The following is an 18,946-nucleotide window of genomic DNA, read 5'->3' as shown; positions in this document are numbered from 1 at the left end:
TCCTATTCGGCTTTTACCGTGGTGCCTTCTGCAAGCTTATCCGATGGATTCACGATAATTTGTTGACTTGCCTTGATTTTGTCATTCGCTTTTACATAAACCCAATCCTGGTTCTTCTCTTCTGTTTGGACTTCAACGAGATGAGCTGTGTTGTTATCGTCCACGTAGACATATTCCTTCTGATCCTTCTTGATAATCGCGCTCTTCGGAACTTCGAGGCGATTCTCCTGTGAGGCGTTCAGCTTCACTTCCGCTACCATACCCGCGAACAACTGTCCGTCTTTGTTATCCACTTTAACTTTGACAGGGAAGGTGTTGCTGTTCGTATTCGAAACAGGGCTGACGAAGGCAATTTCGCCTTTGAACGTTTGGCCCGGCAAGTTTTGAACAGTGACGTTAACCGGAGTTCCAACCTTCACCTGCGAGATTTGGCTGTCCTCTACGCTAAGCTCAACTTGAACTTGATCCATGTTCACTAGCGAAAGCAGCTGAACACCTGGTTGCGCCAATTCGCCTTCAGAAATGCTCTTCTTCGCAATAACACCGTCGATTGGAGCGGTAATCGTCGCATTGCTTAAATTGCTATTGGCCAGATCCAAGCCCGCCTGCAGACGATCAACATCTGCTTGCAGCGCTTTGAGCGTGTTATCGGTTGCGCCGATTTTAGCCAGCTGCAGCTTAGAGTTTGCGCCTTGCAGTTGAGCTTCGGCCGCTTTTTGCGCGCCTTGTGCCTGCTCATAGGCTGCTTTGGCCTTTTCATAATCCAGTGTGCCTTTATCCAAATCCTCTTGCGTTACGCCGGAATTGCTGTCATAGGCGTTACGCAGACGGTTATATGTGCTTGTGGCTAGATCGAAAGCGGCCTTCGCTTGATCTACCGTTGCTGTTGCTTGTTGATACGCACCTTGCGCCGCGGATACTGCGCTTTGCAACCCGTCGATCTCTTGCTTGCGGGCGCCTTGCTGCGTATCTACCAGCTTCGCTTGCGAAGCTTGAAGCGCGGACTCGGCTTGTTTCACTTGCTGGGTGAAATCGCCAGTCTCAATCTGCGCCAGCACGTCGCCTTTCTTCACTTTGCTGCCTTCTTGCACATTCATTTGCGCTACTTTACCCGAAACTTTAGATACAACTTTTATGTCTTGATCAGGAATGATTTTACCGCTCAGTCCAGCCGATACCGGCTGCCCAAGCTTAATGGTTTGCACGCTTACCGCTCCCGCGGCATTCGTTTGCCCTGTAACTTTCCCGCCGCAACCGGGCACAATAATAACAACTGCAAGCATAAGAGCTGTTGGAACAGCCCATTTATTTAACATTTTCATCGCGTTCTAACCTCTTTCTTTATTTGTCCTTCAAATGAACTTTAATGGCAGCACTGATTCCCGGGGACAACTCCACGCCCTGGTTATCGTCGATTGCAATCTTAATAGGTACCCGTTGGGTCACTTTAGTAAAGTTACCGCTTGTGTTCGTTGAAGGCAGCAGAGAAAACGTCGATGCAGTCGCTTTACTGATTTCTTTCACTTTGCCTGTAAATGTCTTGCCTGCAAATCCATCCAAGGTGAATTCAACCTTCTGTCCAGGCTGGATCCGGTTGATTTCGGTCTCCTCAATATTGGCCGATACATACAATTTGTGCGTATCAACGACCATAGCTACCGTCTGGCCTGGCGAAGAAACTTCCCCAGCTCTCACCATGGTTTTGATCACCGTGCCATCAATCGGGGAACGGAGCGCAGCCTGATCCAGGTTGCTCGTCGCTAAGTTATTGGTATCTTGTTGACCGATTATCTGATCAGCAAGAACGTGATCGCCTTCATTCACATCCAGTGAGGTAACTTTACCTGTGATGCGCGGCATAACCTTATAAATATCGCCTGCTAGTCTAGCATCGTCTGTGGAGATGTAGTTTTGGCCTTCGTACCAAAAATAGCCGCCAATTCCGCCGCCAACGACGACTAGCGCAAACAAAATGACATACAGCATGACTTTACGTTTCATAACTTCTCCTCTACCTTCTTTTCTAGTGATCTGTAAACCTTAAAATCTTGAAACCTAGGACAAGGACCTTGTGACTTCAGCTACAACGCAAATAAAATTACCCTTCGCTTGAGTTCATACTGAAACGGATTTCGTCAGCATTCATCGTACATGTACGACACAGCACTCAGGCGGGCAATTCGTAACGAGGGTTTCTTGTTAAAGAACTATGCTTATTTTCTCTGTCCTCCCAAAGTAGTTGTAATATGAAAGTATAATATTGTATTATACAACTAATTGAGATCATGTCAATGACTTTTCCCATGCCATTTTATTTGCAGGAATCTGATTTAAAATCTACCTGCATTATGTTAACATTTATAGCGAGAGAGGTGATCAAATATGGATCAACAGGCTTTTGAAAGCATTCAGTTAGAATTGGCCATACTCATCCGCCGCATCATGTCGGTTTCTTCACATAAAAAAATAGGCAATATCGAGAGATCCGCCTATTTGTTACTGCATCATATTCGTGATCAGGGCTCCGTCGGCGTCAAAGCTTTAGCGGAAACCCTGCAACTGGATATTTCTACCGTCAGCCGCCAGGCCGGAGCTTTGGAGCAGAAGGGCTATGTATTTAAGGTGCCAGACCCGCAGGACGGCAGAGCCTACTCTTTCAAACTCACTGATTTTGGAATGGCCGAGTTACTCGAGTTCAAACAAGCGCGTTCTAACATGCTGAAAGAACTGCTACAGGAGTGGTCTGACGAGGATTGTGCGAACTTCAGCAGGCTTTTGAATAAATTTAATGAGTCGCTATGCGAGAAATAAAAAAGGCTATCTCAAAAGGTCGGATGACCTACGAGATAGCCTTTTCTTAAGCTAATTACAGTTTTACAACGTTCTCAGCTTGTGGTCCGCGGTTGCCTTGAACAACGTTGAACTCAACGCGTTGGCCTTCGTCCAAAGTTTTGAAGCCGTCGCCTTGGATTGCGCTGAAGTGTACGAATACATCGTTACCGCCTTCAACTTCGATGAAACCGAAACCTTTTTCTGCGTTAAACCATTTAACTGTACCTGTTTGCATGGAAAATACCTCCAAATAATTATTAACATGTTGATTTATTTCTTTGGAAAGAAAAAAAATTCACACATTGCACAAGGTTCCATCACACAAATGTTAACCCTGTACAATATGTGAATTCAGGTACTTTGTCGATTGATTTGATCTTAACATATCGGTTTTGAAAACGCAAACTAATCCCTTAGGGAAAATTAGGTTTTTTTAAAAAAATACGGAATGCACCCTTTTTTACCGTTCCATCCAATCTGCTACAAATATCTGAAACGCCTGCAGCTTCTCCATTGGCAGTAAATGGCCAGCCCCGTCGAGTACGGCAAATGCTGCTTGCATGGACGCTTGAAGCAGCACTTCCAGCTGCGCCTGGAAGCCGCATATCGCGTCTTGCCGGCCAGTCAGAAACTAGTCCAGCGCCGTGCACAATTTTCCAAAGTTATACAACAAAAATCACTTCCACTCAATTGACAATCGCATAGTTTCCGTTTACGCTATGGATGAATTGAATACCCCTTTTCGTATAACCTTAATGATCGGATTAAGGGTCTCTACTTAGAAACCGTAAATTTCTAGCTACGAAAAATGTGCATTTCAGGCATATTTTTTATAGCTAGTTTTTTTATGCCTGGAGAACCATATACCAAATAAGGAAGAAGTAAAGGAGGTTTCACGCGATGGCGAACTTGTTGATCCGACATGCTGAAATCATCACGATGAACGGAAACGGTGATATCCTCACGGGTGACATTTACATTGAAAACGACCGGATTGCCGCGATTGGCCCCGATTTGAATCCCCCACAAGTGGATAAAGTGATTGATGCCCGCAACCGGACGATCATCCCGGGCTTCGTCCAAACCCACATTCATTTGTGTCAGACCTTGTTCCGCGGAAAAGGTGACGATCTAGAGCTGATGGACTGGCTGAGAACACGGATCTGGCCGCTGGAGGCTTCGCATGACGAAGAGTCCATCTACTATTCAGCCATGCTCGGCATCGGCGAATTGATTCAAAGCGGAACGACGACGATTGTCGATATGGAGACGGTGCATCATACGGACTTCGCCTTCCAGGCGATCGCGGAAAGCGGCATTCGCGCCTTATCCGGCAAGGTGATGATGGATAAAGGGAATGAGGTCCCTTTTGAACTGCAAGAAAAAACGTCGGAGTCGCTGCAGATGAGCGTCGATTTGCTGGAGAAATGGAACGGGCATGATGGCGGCCGCATTCAGTATGCGTTCTCTCCACGCTTTGTCGTCTCTTGTACCGAGGAGCTGCTGCGCGAAGTTCAAGCCCTGTCGGCAACGTACAATGTGAAGGTGCATACGCACGCTTCCGAGAACCGCGGGGAAATTGAGATCGTACAAGCGGAAACAGGCATGCGCAACATTGTTTACCTCGACCATCTCGGCCTTGCGAATGATCGCCTCATTCTCGCGCATTGCATCTGGCTGGATGAGGAGGAGAAGCGCATCATCCACGACCGCGGCGTCCACGTGAGCCATTGCCCGGGCTCCAATATGAAGCTGGCATCGGGCATTGCCGAGACGCCGGAGATGATCAAGATGGACATCTCGGTTAGCTTGGGCGCAGACGGTGCGCCGTGCAACAACAATCTCGATATGTTCAATGAGATGCGTTTGGCTGCGCTGATGCAAAAGCCCGTTCATGGCCCAACAGCCATGGACGCGGGAACGGTGTTCCGCATGGCGACAATCGGCGGCGCCAAAGCCGTGGGCATGGAGAAAGAGATCGGCAGTCTGGAAGTCGGCAAAAAAGCCGACCTGGCCATCCTCGATCTGAACAACTTCCACGTCTACCCGTCTTTCGATGTTGATCCGATTTCACGTATCGTCTACTCCGCGACGCGGGCGGACGTCGAAACCACAATTATCAACGGGAAAATTGTGATGGAGAACCGGATTATGCGCACGGTCGATAAAGATATTGTGCTGCCGGAAGCGAACCGCTCCATCCAGCGGCTGTTAAAACGCGCAAACTTGCGTTGAAATAAAAGCTTAGTCCTCCATGGCGATATGGGGACTAAGCTTTTTTGCCGCTTTACGCGCAGCGCTGGGGCTGTAGTCCAAGAAAACACAGCTATTGAGGGCGGCGGAGGATACACAGGCTCTGGATCGTGGCTGAGCGGCAGCAAACACAGGCATGCCAGTTGGTATGGGCTGCAGGTGGAGTCGCCCTTAGCTGGCCTAATACGGCGCTTAGAGATGCGTAACCGCTGGCTTATGCAGCAGCGGCTGGTTGTATCAGCGTCACGCCCAGCCGGGACACGCGAGTGCTACCGGAGCTCATCGCGAGCACCAAAAGAGTGAGTTAAGTCTACGCAAAGCGGGCTAACGTCCATGCCAAATCGCGATGCTCCCCATATAATGTATTACTTTCTGTGAAAGGAGCGAAGGAAAATGTCAGGGCTCCAGTATACAAATACAGCAATTGTTCTGGTGCTTTTTATCCTGCTAGTCATTGTACTTCGCGCTATTTCCCCCTTTTGACCTGATAATGGGCACTAAGGAGATACTCTATGGAAGGGGTGAAGACCATGTCAGGAGTAGTAGGAGTTAACAATACTGCAGCTGTTCTCGTCCTCTTTATTCTTCTTGTTATCATCACTATGACTTTTGCTTGGTAATCGGAGCTCATCATAACGAAAGAGGGTGTACCACAAGCCAAAATATTGGCTGTGGGACACCTTCATTTTTTTGTGGCGGGGCATTTGTCGCCTCAACTCGAGCCACAAGTTGCTCTAGTTGGATTATGCCCACTTACAGCGGTCATCTCGGCAGCTTAGGCGTCTCTAGTCCGAAATTACCCACTTACAGACACATTTTCTCCTCGCCACTACCTTTCACCCCGCTCTAATTGGGTAAAATCGAACTGCAGCGCGCTCACTACAAGTCAGCCACTCTCCAATTGGGCAAAAGCGGTCTGCGGCACCTTATACGCATGCGCCCATTCAACACTCCCGCAGCGACCCTGCCCCATGAGAAACGTTTGTCGTAAGAGGAACCCTTGCTTACTCGGAAGGCGTATGCCCCGCCAACTGGAGCAGCGCCCCTTTGTCATCCACCCGCAGCGCCGCAGCGATCGCCAAAACAACATCAGCCGTCGGCTGGATTCTTCCGTTCTCAATGCCATTCAAGATGGAGTAGCTCACTCCCGCCTTCTCCCCCAGCTTACGAAGCGTGAGATCTTGCTGCTGCCGAAGCTCTTTCAATATATGTCTGAATTCCACGGACGGCACTCCCTTCCGACGATTAGTATCATCTCTATCATAGCTTGCCAAGTGTGGATGGACAACCAACCAACCACCATAACGAAAGAGACCCCTCACCGAAGCGAAGGGCCTCACTAGCTCGTCCTATAAACGACGCGCCGTAATATACCGATTTTTCCAGTAACCGGAATTCATTTCATTGATGACAACACCGGAACTGGTTGTATTGCTAATAAACTTGCCATTCCCTACATAAATCCCTACGTGGTCAATACGTCCAGGAGTGCCCACGCTAAACATAACCAGGTCCCCTTTTCTCAGGTTCGACTTGCTGACGTAATTGCCCACTTTCGCTTGCGCTTTGGAACCCCATGGAATGGAAATACCGTTTTTCTGAAAAACAAGCTGTGTAAAAGCAGAGCAGTCCAGCCTCAGCCGGCTCACATCTCTGACACCATAGGCATATTTCACCTTGCCTATATAGGATTTAGCGGTGCTGATGATTTTGTCAGCTTTGCTCGTGCTTATGCTTGTGGCGCTATAAGTTGCAGTCGCATCGGCGGTTATCGTGCTGGCTTGTGCAGATGGCGCATACAGCAGCAAGCTCCCGGATGTCAATAAGGACAAACTCAGGCTTATCCCCACTAACGATTTGCCAAGGCGGCTCTTCTTCATAACATGCATGATTAGTTCCTCCTTATGGATCGTGTTGTTAGGCAGTACGCCTGTTATTACCATAGCACAATCATGACAACCTAATATTTCCCAACAAATCCATAAATCCAAGCCCTGCAAGGGTTTGAAAGCGTTTCTTAAAATTTGCTGAGAATTGGATGAGAACCAAATCCTTGACAAAATACGCAAAAAAAGCCCCGGACACCTATGTCCATGGGCTCACTCCATATCTCATTTATTGAACTTTATCCGTCTTTCCCGTCAAGTTCTCTTGCCTGTACTCCGACGGTGTTGTGCCGTACTTCTTCCGGAACACTTGCGTGAAATGGCGCATGTCCTGGTAGCCGATCCGTTCCGCGATTTCCGCAAGCTTCAGCTTCGGGTTCATGAGCAGTTGTTTGGCTTGCTCCAGCCGCAGGTGGATGACATACTCCTTAAAACCGAAGCCGGTCTTCTGCTTGAACAGCTGGCTGAAATAGACCGGATTCAGATAGACGATCGCGGCTACTTTCTCCAAAGACAGGTCCGCATGGTAATGTGTGCGAATGTACTGCTGCGCAACTTCGACAGTACGGTCGCTGCCGTTGGCGTAATGCTCGTAAACTTGCGTAGACGACGCCTGACGCATCCGCTGCACTTCCGACGGCACGTTGTTAAAGTGCTCGATCAACTCGGTGTGCATAATCTGAAAGGGCACCTTGAGGTACTTGATCAGATGGCTGCGCAGCTCATCCACGAGGGCCGGCAAGCCGGAACCACCTTCTGCCAGCGTGACTAGACCGAGCAAGCTTTTGCTGTCGTACACGGTGACAAAACCACGGCCGCATTGCTCAATTAACTCAAGGAGCACATTTTCGATAATAAAGTTCTCAATACGAACAGCTTTATCGCTCTCCATTTTGACCATAATCAAATAAAATTGAGGATACTGCTCGATAAAAGACTGCATGTCAAAGCGTCCCGTATCAAGCCCTAGCGCCCAGCGCTGGAAGACCGCCTCCTGCAAATATTTGCGGTTCAGCTTCAACAGTTGAGTCTCTTCCGTCTGCTCCGTCTCGCGGGCAACTTCCTCGCCAAGCTTCTCAATCATCTCTGTCAGCATGTCTTTGCCGATCGGCTTCAACAGATAGTCCTTCGCCCCCAACCGCACCGCTTCTTGCGCATAGGAAAATTCCGAATAAGCGGAGATAACCACCCATTTCACCTGGGGATGGCGGTTGCGGGATATATGCATCAGCTCAAGCCCTGTCATACTTGGCATGAGGATATCTGTCAAGACAATATGAATATGGTGGTCGCGCAGCTGCGTCAGCGCTTGCTCGGCATTCGCCGCCAGATGCACTTGATGCTGGGGAAACCGATTCAGCAGCGTTCGCCGAATCCCCTCCCGGATCACGGTTTCATCGTCTACGATAAGAATCTCCATGAACTAGCCTCCTTTTCGCGGGAGCGGCAGCGTGATGGTAACCGTCGTTCCTATATTTTGTTTACTCTCAATGTTTAATCCGTAACCGTCCCCGTACATTAGCACCAGACGACGATGAACATTCGTCAGCCCGATCCCGCGGCGCCCCTTCTTCTTCCATATTTCTTCCGATTCACGGGCGTTGAGCGATTGACGCATCGCTTCAGCCGCTTCCAGACTCATGCCAACGCCGTTATCTTCGATAACCACATGCAACTCCTGATCATCTGCTACCGTATACAGCCGCAGCAATCCGGGGCGGTCGAGCGGCTCCAGCCCGTATTTGACAGCATTCTCGATAATCGGCTGAATGGTCATCTTGGGCAGTACGGCGTCCAGCCACTCCGGGCTGACCGTGATTTCCGCTTGCACCCTGCCGACCAAGCGGCTCTCGATAATCGTCATATAATGACGCATTTGGTCAAGCTCCTGCCGCAGTGTCGTCTTGGACGCTTCTTCCCAGTCGCTGCTATACCTAAACATATGCGATAAAGCAAGAATTACGCGGCCCAAGCGGTCATTCTCCCGCTCATCCAGCATCCAGTAAATCATATCCAGCGTGTTATAGAGAAAATGCGGGTTAACTTGCGACTGCAGCGCTTGCAGCTCAGCATTTTTCTCACTGATGGAGGCCATTGTAATCCGCTCAATCAACTCATCCATGCGATGCACCATGCGGTTGAACGAGGATACGAGCGAGTTGATCTCCTCAAACGACTTGACCGTTACGGAACCGGTGAAATTCCCCATCTCGACTTGCTTCATCTCGCGGATCAACAGCTTCAGCGGCGATGACATGCTGCGGGAGATCAGGCTGGCCAATACCGTGGACAAAATAATCAGGACAACGATGACAATGTACAAGTACTCCCTGGCCTTCACAATCTCGGCATTAATATCCCCTTTGGGCGTTAAACCAAGCACCGTCCAGTCCGACATCTTGGCCTTCGCTGCGACGACCAACTGATCGGTCCGATTGTCTACAATAATCTGATCCGCTTCCGGTCGCGGCAGCCCGCTGAAAGCAGGCGGTTTGGCTTGATCATGTGCCGTAGAAGCGATAACGTTGTCCTGGCGGTCTACGATGTACACGCGGCTGTTTGGGCTAATGGTAACATTCGAGAGCGCATTTAGGATCGGCTGCGGATCCGTTTCAATCAGCATGACGCCCAGCTCGCGGTGATCTGTGAGATCGTAGAGCTTGCGGCCGAATACGAATAAGGGCTCCTCATTGAACCGATTGATCACTGACGTTGGGAACAAGCCGAGCCAGACCATCTCCCCCGAGGAATCGAGCAGCTTCTGGTACCATTCGGACGAGGAATAATTCGCATCGATAACCCCGGCAAACCGCCGCTCAAAGTTATAATTTTTGCCGCCGGTCGTGATGACGTGAATGCCGACAATATCGTCGCGGGAGTAATAGATGGCTCCCAAAATATTGGTAATCATCCGCTCGTTGATAACATTCACCGCGGGATCTTTATTCGCATCGCGGTCTTCAATCAGCCGGAGCAGCTCATAGTTGCTGTTCAAAGCTTTGGTGACACTATCATAGCCTTGCAGCAGCAAATTAAACAGGCCTACGGTTTGGGAAATATTTTTCTCCGCTAAATCACTGATCTTGCTATGAATGATCTGCGTCGTCTTCTGGTAATACAGGAAGCTAACAATCAGCAAAAGGACCAGCATACTGGAGAGGAACAGCAAGAAAAGCCGGTTATGAATAGAATGAAAGCTCCTCTTCAAGTGCGTCGATCCCCTTTCATGAACGTGTTTTTTCCTATCTTACCATAGGAACAAAAAAGAGAGAGAGGTGAAATTAACCTTTCACCGCTCCCGCTACCATACCTTTTGTAATTTTATCCGCCAGCAAGAAATAGATCAGAATGACCGGCAGTGCCCCCAGGACGAGGAATGCGCCGATAGCGCCATAGTTGACCGAATACTGGCTGACGAAGCTGTTCACGCCGAATGGAAGTGTTTTTAACCGCTCCGACGAGATGAACGTCGCCGCCATAATGTATTCGTTCCAGATGTTAATAAATGTAAGGATACATACTGTCATCATCGGCGGAATGGAGATCGGAAGAATGATGCTCCGGAAGATCCGCATAATGCTCGCTCCATCCATGACGGCTGATTCTTCAATCTCGTTCGGAATCGATTTCATAAAGCCGCTTAAGATAAAGACGGCAATAGGCGTCTGAAAAGCGATGTACGGCAAAATGATCGACAAATGCGTATTCAGGATGCTCAAGTTTTTGAAAATGATCATTAACGGCAGCAGCGTCGCCTGCATCGGAATCATCATCCCGATCAGGAAAATAACCATGACCGCCGACCCGTATTTCCAGCGGAACCGACTGATCGCGAACGCCGCCAGTGAGCTTAGCAAGAGAACGCCTATCATCGTCACCGTTGTTACGAACAAGCTATTTTTTAAATACTGGAAATAGTGTCCAGCTTGGATCGCATCTGTAAAATTCTTCCACTGAGGGGAAGCCGGCAGCGCGAAAAACCTGCCTGACAAAATCTCTTCGTTATTTTTCAAGGAATAAATGAGCAGCCAGAGGAGTGGGTACACCTGCGTGACTACCAGAACGGACAACAGGATCAGCACGAGCGCTTTGACAACGGAGAACCTTTTGCGGCTTTTCGCTGCAGTTGCAGGCCTCACCGAGGCTACACCTAGCGTAGAACTCATCGTCACACTCCCCCTTTACGTAAATTTCTTCTCTAGTCGGTTGAAGATCAAATTAATGATGACTGTGGCAATCAGGCACAGCACAACCAGGAACGCGGCAATCGCACTGCCGTAGCCGTATTTCATGGATAGGAACGACATATTGTACATGTGTGTGGAGATCACGTCCGTCGCATGCGCGGGGCCGCCGGCTGTCATGACCATAATCATGTCAAAGGCCTGCAAGGAGCCGATAAAAGCAAGGACAATCGATATTTTAAAGATCGGAATATTCATAGGGAAGGTAATATGCCAGTCCGCTTTCAGCCCTTCTGCACCGTCAATACGCGCCGCTTCATAGATATCGGAAGGGATGTTCTGAATGCCTGTGAACTGGATCAAAGTGTGATAGCCCAGGTACTGCCACAGGGCAACAAAATAAAGGGCGTACATCGCAATCTTCGGATCTGTAAGCCATGATTTCGTCCAGCTGTGCAAATTCAGCATATCGAGCACTTGGTTGAGCATGCCCCCCATAGCCGCTGGGTTATAGATGGTTTTCCACAATTGGCCTACAATAACAACGGATAAGATAACAGGAAGGAAATAGGTCGATACGAGAAAGTTAGGTCGTTTAATAAAACGGTTCAGCAAAATAGCTATGAATAAAGCAATCGGAATTTCCGCCATGGAAAACACGGCAAACATTAACGTTCTCTTCACAGATGGCCAAAAAACCGGGTCATCGAACAGCAGTGTTTTAAAATTTTGCAAGCCGATGAACTTAGATTCCCCAATTCCGTTCCAATCCAGCAAACCGCTGTAGAGCGAAACGAGAATCGGGATAAACACGAGACCCACGTAGAGCAGCAAACACGGCAGCACAAAAGCGGCTATCGTCCATTTGGAGACTCTTAATACATTCACGCCCTCTCGCCCCCTCTATCAGAATGTGCCAATCGGAATTTACCCTCCACTCCGCTGTGAGAGCAGAAGATAAATTCCGATTCGGCCGTTATTTCAGCTTATTTCTTGTTGTTCGTGTCATAGGCAGTTTGGTGCTCTTTAGCAACTTCCGCCGCATCTTTCTTCTGTACGAACAAGTTTTGGATGCTAGTCAAGTGGCCTTGTGCTGTACCTGGGTTCATCGTGTTATCGAACGCCAAGTCGCCGCCCTTAACGGATTTGAACAGATCCAGAACTTGCATAGCCATGTCGGAGTAACCGGCAGCTTTGAAGTCGCCGTCTACTTTTTGTGCGATACCTACAGCGCCTTTAACCGCGAATGCTTCTTTCGGGAAGTTCAGCATGAAGTAGTTCAAGAAATCTTTGGTTTCTTTCAAGTGCTTGCTGTTAGCAGAGATCGCAAATGCGGATCCTGGAGCCAGCATGAACTCATCCGGGTTACCTTTGCCTTTGACCGTTGGAAACTTGAATACGCCTACTTTACCGTTTACAGAGGAAGTTTCGATTCCGCCTGTTGCCCAGCTGCCCATGAAGTACATAGCCGCTTTGCCGGTTTTGAACAAGTTCTCGCCTGCGTTGTAATCGAAGGATGTTGCGCCGTCTTGGAATGCGCCTGCTTGAATCAGATCTTGGAAGCTGCTTACAGCGTCAGTGAAAGCTGGATCTGCGAACGTTTTCTTACCGCTGACAACATCGTTCAGGAAGCCTGGGCCGTTGTTCGTACGCAGCAGGACGTTCATGAATAAGAAGGAACCTGTCCATGTATCTTTTTCACCGATTGCCATTGGTTGAATGCCTTTGGATTTCAGCGTTTTCACAGCTGCAACCATATCTTCAAACGTTTTTGGCACTTCCACGCCAGCTTGACTGAATAAATCTTTGTTGTAGTAAACAACTGCGATGTTGTTGCCGTCAGGCAGCGCGTAAATGTTGTTGTTGAATGTATACCAGTCCAGGATTCCGCTTTGGAATGTATCCTTCAGACCGTTTTGTTGCACCATGTCGTTCAGCGGAGCGAACAGGCCGGCATCAACGAATGGCTTCATTTGTGCGGATGGATTCACGATAGTGATATCCGGTACTTCTTTGGAAGCTGCTTGTGTTTTCAGCTTTAATTTTTGCTGATCCGTATTCAGGGAATCCAACTCAATTTTGATGTTTGGATTTTTAGTTTGGTAGTCGTTGACGATTTTCTTCATCATTCCGTTTTTCGGGTCTGTTGGATCCGGATATATGTTTTGGAACGTGATGGTGATGTTCTCTGCCTTCTTCACGTCTGTTGTTGCTGCGGCTGTTGCTGCTGCAGTTGCTTGGGACTTGTTACCGCTGTCTGCTGTGTTGCTTCCTGCGCTGCCGCAAGCTGTCAAACTGATTGCCAGCGTACCTGCCATCGCCATTTTCAAAGCATTAGACTTAACTGCCATGAATGAATCCCCCTCGTTTATGTGATGTGTTTATTATCGCTCGAAAATGGGAGCACTTACAATGTGCGAACTTAAGGGAAAAGGTTTGCTTTTTATAGATTGTATTCTTAAATTTACAACCATACAGGTGCCGCTTAGCTCCGGATCTCCGCCTTACGCTCTCTATAATTTGAGCCTCAACCTATGATTATAGTCCTTCATGACCACCCTCAGGAAGCACAAAAAGGCCCCCAAAGCCTCTTGCATGGCTTCGGGCGGCCTCGTCTCTAATAGGCCTTAGGCACTTCTACGCGGTGGGTAATACCGTTCTCGGTGAAGTAAATATGTGTGTCAAAGCCCTGGTCATCCATAAAATACGACACATATCTCGGCTCGCCATGCTTAACCGGGACGAGCAGCGTCGCGATCCGGTGACTGCGCGCCGGCTTGGTCGTCGCCTTCAAGTGCCAGTGCGGCGGCAAGCCCTCGATCTCGGACTGGTCAATGTCCGCGAAGCTCTGGTGCTGCGTGAGCGCCAGCTCGCCGGAAGAGCAATAGACAAACCGGCCGTCCATATCGGCCTTGCGCCCTTGAACCTTGAACGTCTGGCCGTTCAGCTTCATCTCATACAGCGTCTGGAACAGCCAATCGATCGTACCCGCTTGCGACAGATCTACGTGATCGACAACGACCACGTAGGTGCCGAAAAAATACAGCTCACGCACATAGCGCTCCAAATAAGGCACGTATTCCTTATACGCGGCGGTTGCATTGGCGCGGGAATAACCGTAGCCTTTGCGCTGCTCGGCAGCTTCTATGAAGCCGGATGCCGCCATATTCAGCACTTTGTTCTTCTCTGCGTATTGGCCCAGCCCGTCGATGAGGATGTTGTTCGTCGAGCGGGTCTGTCTGCGCCAGTTCATATGCATCGTGCTGCCAAAAGCGACATAATACCCGCTCTCGATGGCCAGCGGCTCTCCGTAGGCGTGCAGCAGGAAGCCGTTCTGGTCGCCGTGGCTGTGGCTGATGGAGCCGTATTTGCTGCTCTTGGTCAGCAGCATAATGTGGCGCTCAGGATCCGCCATATTGGAGTGGAACGCAACCCAGCCGATGTCGCGAAACCATTTGACCGGTTCAATGCGGTCATTCGAAGGCACGATCGCTTCCACCTGCGGATAATCGTGGCGGTACACCATCTCATCAAAGCGGAAATCCCACCAACCATAGTTGTAAAATTTCATTTCCGAATCTGTATCCGTTTCGCGGACCCGTTCAAAGTACCATTGATACAGGCCGTTCCCCGTGACGCCGGCGAATTGGCGAATGTTAAAGCCGGTTTTCAAGCTAACCGGATCGCCCAGCGTAGATTGATCGCCGAAGCTGGCGCGCAGCGTATCCGGGCTGAACGCATACAACGGGAAATCCCCGGTCTTAGCGAAAAACGGGCGCTGATAAAAGTTGATTCCGGTGTATTTGAGCAGCAGATTCATTGCTTCGGTCACAAAGGCCATGCCGGTCGTCCAGTACATCGGGCCTTCCGCCCAGCCGCCGTCCGCGCCGCCCCAAGGGGAGTAGAGGGCCGAATAGTATTCCAGCGTGTAATCGAGCCACTCGCGGGCTTCGGGCTCTTCGCCGAGCATCGCCATGCAGCAAGGCACCAGGACGCTGGATAAGGAGCGGACCGCGTGACTGTCGAACGGCACATGATGAATCTTCGAATGTTCGATAACATGCTGGGCGACCTGGCGGGTGCGTGCCAGCAGCACGCGGCGCACTTCAGCGCGCTCCTCTTCAGTCAGCAAGCTGTATAACCAATCGTAGCCCCAAGCAATGGCGCCGGCTGTCCGGAAGGAGGCTTCGTCGTTGTAGTCACGGCTGGTCGGGCCTTCGACATCCCAGCAACACACATGCAGCAGCCATGTCCGCGCCCGCTCCAGCAGCGCTTGGTCTTCAAGAAGCACGCCGGCGACAGCCAGATGGCGAACCGCATAGAGCGCCTCTTGCGTATCCATATACATTTGGCGCCACAGACTCGCCACACGCTTATGGTTCGGGTATGGCTGCGGCTCAGGGATCAGCTCGCGATCGATCCAAGGCTGCACAGACTTCGCGTAGAAGACGTCCCAGCCGCAGTATGCGGGGTCACATGCCAGCTCACGACGGAACGCGTCTAACTCGCTCTCCTGCAGCCAAAGCCGCGGATGCGCCGAAGTCGCGCTTGCATAACGATGAGCCCGGCTCGGCAGCGGAGTCTCCGGCAAGCCTTCCGCCACTTCAAAGCGGCGCACGGTGCTCCATGCCGTTTGCCCGCCTTCTTCGGTGAGCAGCGCGTAACGCCAATAGTACGTTCCCGGCGCCAGCGCCTCATCAGGCGTATACAAGTTATAGGGAATCGGCCCAATCGTTCGTGTCACTGCTTCGTCAAACGCCCCGGAGCTTGAGATTTGCAGCACGTAGCTATCATTCTCCAGCTGTGCGGGAATCCAAGTAAAACGCGGCGGATTTTCCAATAGTACACTTTGCTCATGCGGTTCGTATTGCACAGTCAATACGCCGCTTTGCGGCTCATATAGCGGTAATAACGCGGTCATATCCATTCTCCTCCCCCACCCTTACCTTTATATAAAAAGCAGTCCTTGCTCTTGTGAAAGTTGAATACGCGCACTGCCTGCAGGCAGGCCTGGCACTGAGATGCCGATTTCATTCCCGCCAAGCCAATTCAGATGTGCCGGACCTCCTGCACGATAGATATGGATGAAATCCGCTTTCCTTCCGCTGCGCCGATGCAGCAGCGCCGTAAGCGGCTCGCTTGGATCGATGGAATCGCCGGGCGTCTGCACAGCGAGCAGTTCGTCGCCAGGTAGAACCAGCGCCGTGTGGAACACTTCATCCTTGCCTAACGAATAAGACAGATGTGCCGATCCGTCAGATGAGGGCAAGGAGCCGATAACCGGCAGCTCCCGCTCCAGAATGAGCAACGGAGGCATAGGCCCAAGCTCAGTCCGCAGCTCTGCCCGAGGTTCAACCGCCGGATGCATCCACCATTCGATGCACGCTTCCCGTCCTTCTTCGAGCTCGACATGGAACCAGTCCAGCAGCCACTCTCCATTCAGCAACAGGTGACGATCGAACGTGCAGCCTTCATAAGCTTCCGTCGACTGCAGCCAAACGTACACTTGCGAGTCTGTCTCCTCGTAGTGGACACAACGCCCTGCGTGCGGCGCTTGCGAACGGCCGCTGAGCGAGACGGTGTTGTGGCTGGCCGTTTCGGCGAACCAAGTCTTGCGCAGGGTGGAGCCATACGGCACCATGCCCTGGTCGGGCGTAAGCGTCAGCTCCGGATGCATCAGCGTCAGATGCAGCTTGTCATAGTGGCCGTGGGAACCGCCGTGCTCGCCGAAATCAGCGAGGAACGAGAGCGGGTTCCCCGGCACGCGGCCGACGACGAAGCCGGTGTCGGCGAATAAGCGGGCGCCGCGCGGCATCAGCGCGGCTGGCGTTGGATCGGCGGCTGTGCCACCGGCGCCGTACAGCAGTGCTTCCAGCTGGTGCGCGCCGCCCAGCTGGCGATACGCCTCGCGCGCCACCGGCGCGAGGCCGGCAATGCCGTAGATCGCCAGCCCTTGCTCGGCGATCTCAGCGATCTCGCGGGCGTACGGCTCGCGCGCCAGCGGCCCGTCATGGAGCGCTGGCAGCGCACCGCGCTCGTCGGCGAGTTCGGCCAGCGCAGTGAGCATGCCGCGGATGGATTGGCCTGCGGTGCCTTCGCAGGCATAGAGGTCGATGCCGAAGCGCTGAGCCATCTCGGCAGCGATCAAATACGCGCGAAGCACGAAGACGTGGTAATATGTGCTTCCTTCGAACTCCATCTGATCGGGCTTTACACCGATCGATAGATGATGCTTGAAGCCGCCTTCGCCTTCAATCAGCGTCTCCAGCGCCGCCCGTTCTCCCCGTGCGGCATAGACACAAGATAGGCTTGCATTGAGCCAAGCCGTGTAATTGTTTTCTGCATTTTTCCGTTCATGAATGAGGATATGTCTGTACTCCTCCATGCTGCCGGCAAGCAGCTTCAAGAAGACGTCAACCGCTTTTTGCTCCTCGCTATTGAACGTAACGCCAGCATCCCGCAATAACAAATACGCACGAATCAATGTCGTCGACCAAATCGCTTCCGTCAAGGCTTGATGGAACGCTCTTCCCTTCAGCATCCAGCTTTGTGCCTCCGGATGCACAGGGTACTGGGGAAATTGCGCTGCGTATTCTACAATTAATCGTTTGCCCAGCTGGGCATAAGTCTCGTCTTTAACGGCTGCATAGACGGCAGCATTCTGCAGAGCTATGCGAGCCAGGGATTGATGTTTAAACACCAACCACGCTCCGTGGTAAGCCTCACCTTCAATTCGGCAGCCGTGCGGACAGTGAAACTCAGAGGCGTCGACCTCCAGATGATCGAACATCAGTTCGGTGTGGTGGTGCGGACATACGTACTGGTGCCACCAACCACCAGGCTGTTGCGGAATCGACAAGCTGCCTGCATCCCGCAGCTTGTCGATCTCCTGTTTCAAATGCTCTACAGCGTCATTCGCCCAAGCGAACCGCGCCCGTTTTTCCCCGATCGCCGGCATCGTACTCATCGCATCATCATCCCGCCGTTAATCTCAATCGTCTCCCCTGTGAGATAAGCGGCCAAATCAGATACCAAGTAAAGCACAGCGCCAGCTACATCATCCGGCGTACCCTCACGCTGCAAAGGAATGCCGCTAATTGTTGCTGTTCTTGCCGCATCGCTGGTGAAAGTCGCGTGGAACATCGTGTTGCCGATGAAGCCCGGCGATACGTTGTTCACCGTAATACCGCTCGCAGCCACTTCTTTGGCCAGGCCTTTGGAGTATGTAAGCACCGCCGCTTTGCTCGCAGCATAGATGCTCGAACCCGGACCGCCGCCATTGTGCGCGGCTACAGATGTCATATTCACGATTCGGCCGGAGCCCTTGGCTTTCATGCCGTTCAGCACTCTTTTACACATGAACACCGTGCTCTTCAGATTGACATTCATAATGCGCTCGTACATGTCTTCCGTCATGTCCGCATTAGGCACACGCTGCACGAGGTGTCCCGCGTTGTTGACAAGAATATCGATGGTGCCGCCAAGCGCCGCTTCGACTTCGTTTACCAATCGATCGATTTGTTCCACATTCGTAACGTCGGCTTGAACCAGCACGGCTTCACCGCCTGCCGCTTGAATGGCAGCTACGACTTCCTGGCCTTGCGCCACATTATTTAAGCAGTTCACGCCAACCTTGGCTCCATTGCTTGCCAGCGCTAGTGCGATTGCGCGTCCAATGCCTGCATTGGATCCTGTTACAAGTGCGATTTTGCCTGTTAAATCGATGTTCATGGTAATTCCTCCCCAAATTTGAATGGATACAGCATGAATTGATATTTAAGAACCCGTTAT

15 protein-coding genes and 1 riboswitch are annotated in these 18,946 nt (G+C 51.0%); of the genes, 2 read left to right on the top strand and 13 right to left on the bottom strand.

From position 1 onward, the window contains the following. Positions 1–2: 2 nt before the first annotated feature. Together O9139_RS29215 and O9139_RS29210 are read right to left on the bottom strand one after the other, a co-directional pair. Positions 3–1,322 (bottom strand): efflux RND transporter periplasmic adaptor subunit, encoded by a 1,320-nt coding sequence (locus tag O9139_RS29215; RefSeq protein WP_270885260.1) that lies wholly within the window; start codon positions 1,320–1,322, stop codon positions 3–5. A 19-nt stretch (positions 1,323–1,341) separates the two neighbouring features. After that, positions 1,342–2,001 carry an HlyD family secretion protein gene (locus O9139_RS29210; RefSeq protein ID WP_270885259.1) on the bottom strand — a complete coding sequence of 220 codons (660 nt, stop codon included), beginning with the start codon at positions 1,999–2,001 and terminating at the stop codon, positions 1,342–1,344. Positions 2,002–2,382: 381 nt separating this feature from the next. On the opposite strand from O9139_RS29210, the gene O9139_RS29205 reads away from it, so the two are divergent. After that, positions 2,383–2,811, top strand: a complete 429-nt coding sequence (locus tag O9139_RS29205; protein ID WP_270885258.1) for a MarR family winged helix-turn-helix transcriptional regulator — start codon at positions 2,383–2,385, stop codon at positions 2,809–2,811. Between the two features lie 55 nt (positions 2,812–2,866). Here the strand turns inward: O9139_RS29205 and O9139_RS29200 are convergent, their stop codons facing one another. Continuing rightward, positions 2,867–3,067, bottom strand: coding sequence for a cold-shock protein (locus O9139_RS29200; protein WP_054817005.1), 201 nt, complete (start codon positions 3,065–3,067; stop codon positions 2,867–2,869). A 487-nt stretch (positions 3,068–3,554) separates the two neighbouring features. Beyond that, positions 3,555–3,654, top strand: a riboswitch (purine riboswitch). A 78-nt stretch (positions 3,655–3,732) separates the two neighbouring features. Here O9139_RS29200 and O9139_RS29195 point away from each other — a divergent pair. Beyond that, entirely contained in the window at positions 3,733–5,067 is a 1,335-nt protein-coding gene (locus O9139_RS29195) for a 5'-deoxyadenosine deaminase (RefSeq protein ID WP_270885257.1), read from the top strand. 1,022 nt (positions 5,068–6,089) lie between these two features. Here the strand turns inward: O9139_RS29195 and O9139_RS29190 are convergent. The 10 genes from O9139_RS29190 to O9139_RS29145 all read right to left on the bottom strand — a co-directional run bounded on the left by O9139_RS29190 (position 6,090) and on the right by O9139_RS29145 (position 18,886). Next, positions 6,090–6,308 carry a helix-turn-helix domain-containing protein gene (locus O9139_RS29190; RefSeq protein WP_270885256.1) on the bottom strand — a complete coding sequence of 73 codons (219 nt, stop codon included), beginning with the start codon at positions 6,306–6,308 and terminating at the stop codon, positions 6,090–6,092. Between the two features lie 126 nt (positions 6,309–6,434). Next, on the bottom strand, positions 6,435–6,974 hold the full coding sequence (locus O9139_RS29185; RefSeq protein ID WP_270885255.1) for a C40 family peptidase: 540 nt from the start codon (positions 6,972–6,974) through the stop codon (positions 6,435–6,437). A 226-nt stretch (positions 6,975–7,200) separates the two neighbouring features. Then, on the bottom strand, positions 7,201–8,391 hold the full coding sequence (locus O9139_RS29180; RefSeq protein WP_270885254.1) for a response regulator: 1,191 nt from the start codon (positions 8,389–8,391) through the stop codon (positions 7,201–7,203). Between the two features lie 3 nt (positions 8,392–8,394). Then, positions 8,395–10,179 carry a sensor histidine kinase gene (locus O9139_RS29175; RefSeq protein ID WP_270885253.1) on the bottom strand — a complete coding sequence of 595 codons (1,785 nt, stop codon included), beginning with the start codon at positions 10,177–10,179 and terminating at the stop codon, positions 8,395–8,397. Between the two features lie 73 nt (positions 10,180–10,252). Beyond that, positions 10,253–11,137, bottom strand: a complete 885-nt coding sequence (locus tag O9139_RS29170) for a carbohydrate ABC transporter permease (protein WP_270885252.1) — start codon at positions 11,135–11,137, stop codon at positions 10,253–10,255. A 15-nt stretch (positions 11,138–11,152) separates the two neighbouring features. Then, a complete protein-coding gene (locus tag O9139_RS29165) occupies positions 11,153–12,043 on the bottom strand; it encodes a carbohydrate ABC transporter permease (protein ID WP_270885251.1) in 891 nt (296 codons plus the stop codon). A 98-nt stretch (positions 12,044–12,141) separates the two neighbouring features. Then, complete coding sequence (locus O9139_RS29160; protein ID WP_270885250.1) at positions 12,142–13,506, bottom strand: extracellular solute-binding protein; 1,365 nt, start codon at positions 13,504–13,506, stop codon at positions 12,142–12,144. 266 nt (positions 13,507–13,772) lie between these two features. After that, positions 13,773–16,076, bottom strand: a complete 2,304-nt coding sequence (locus O9139_RS29155; RefSeq protein ID WP_270885249.1) for a DUF4962 domain-containing protein — start codon at positions 16,074–16,076, stop codon at positions 13,773–13,775. A gap of 27 nt (positions 16,077–16,103) precedes the next feature. After that, complete coding sequence (locus O9139_RS29150) at positions 16,104–18,122, bottom strand: heparinase II/III domain-containing protein (protein WP_270885248.1); 2,019 nt, start codon at positions 18,120–18,122, stop codon at positions 16,104–16,106. Then, the gene (locus O9139_RS29145; protein ID WP_270885247.1) at positions 18,119–18,886 is read right to left on the bottom strand and encodes an SDR family NAD(P)-dependent oxidoreductase; all 768 of its coding nucleotides are present in this window, start codon (positions 18,884–18,886) and stop codon (positions 18,119–18,121) included. The genes O9139_RS29150 and O9139_RS29145 overlap by 4 nt, the downstream gene beginning before the upstream one ends. Positions 18,887–18,946: the final 60 nt, after the last annotated feature.

The organism is Paenibacillus aestuarii, from assembly GCF_027789125.1.
Lineage (GTDB): Bacteria > Bacillota > Bacilli > Paenibacillales > NBRC-103111 > Paenibacillus_E > Paenibacillus_E aestuarii.
The sequence above is the reverse complement of the archived record's forward strand: the minus strand, read 5'-3'. Positions and strand labels throughout refer to the sequence as shown.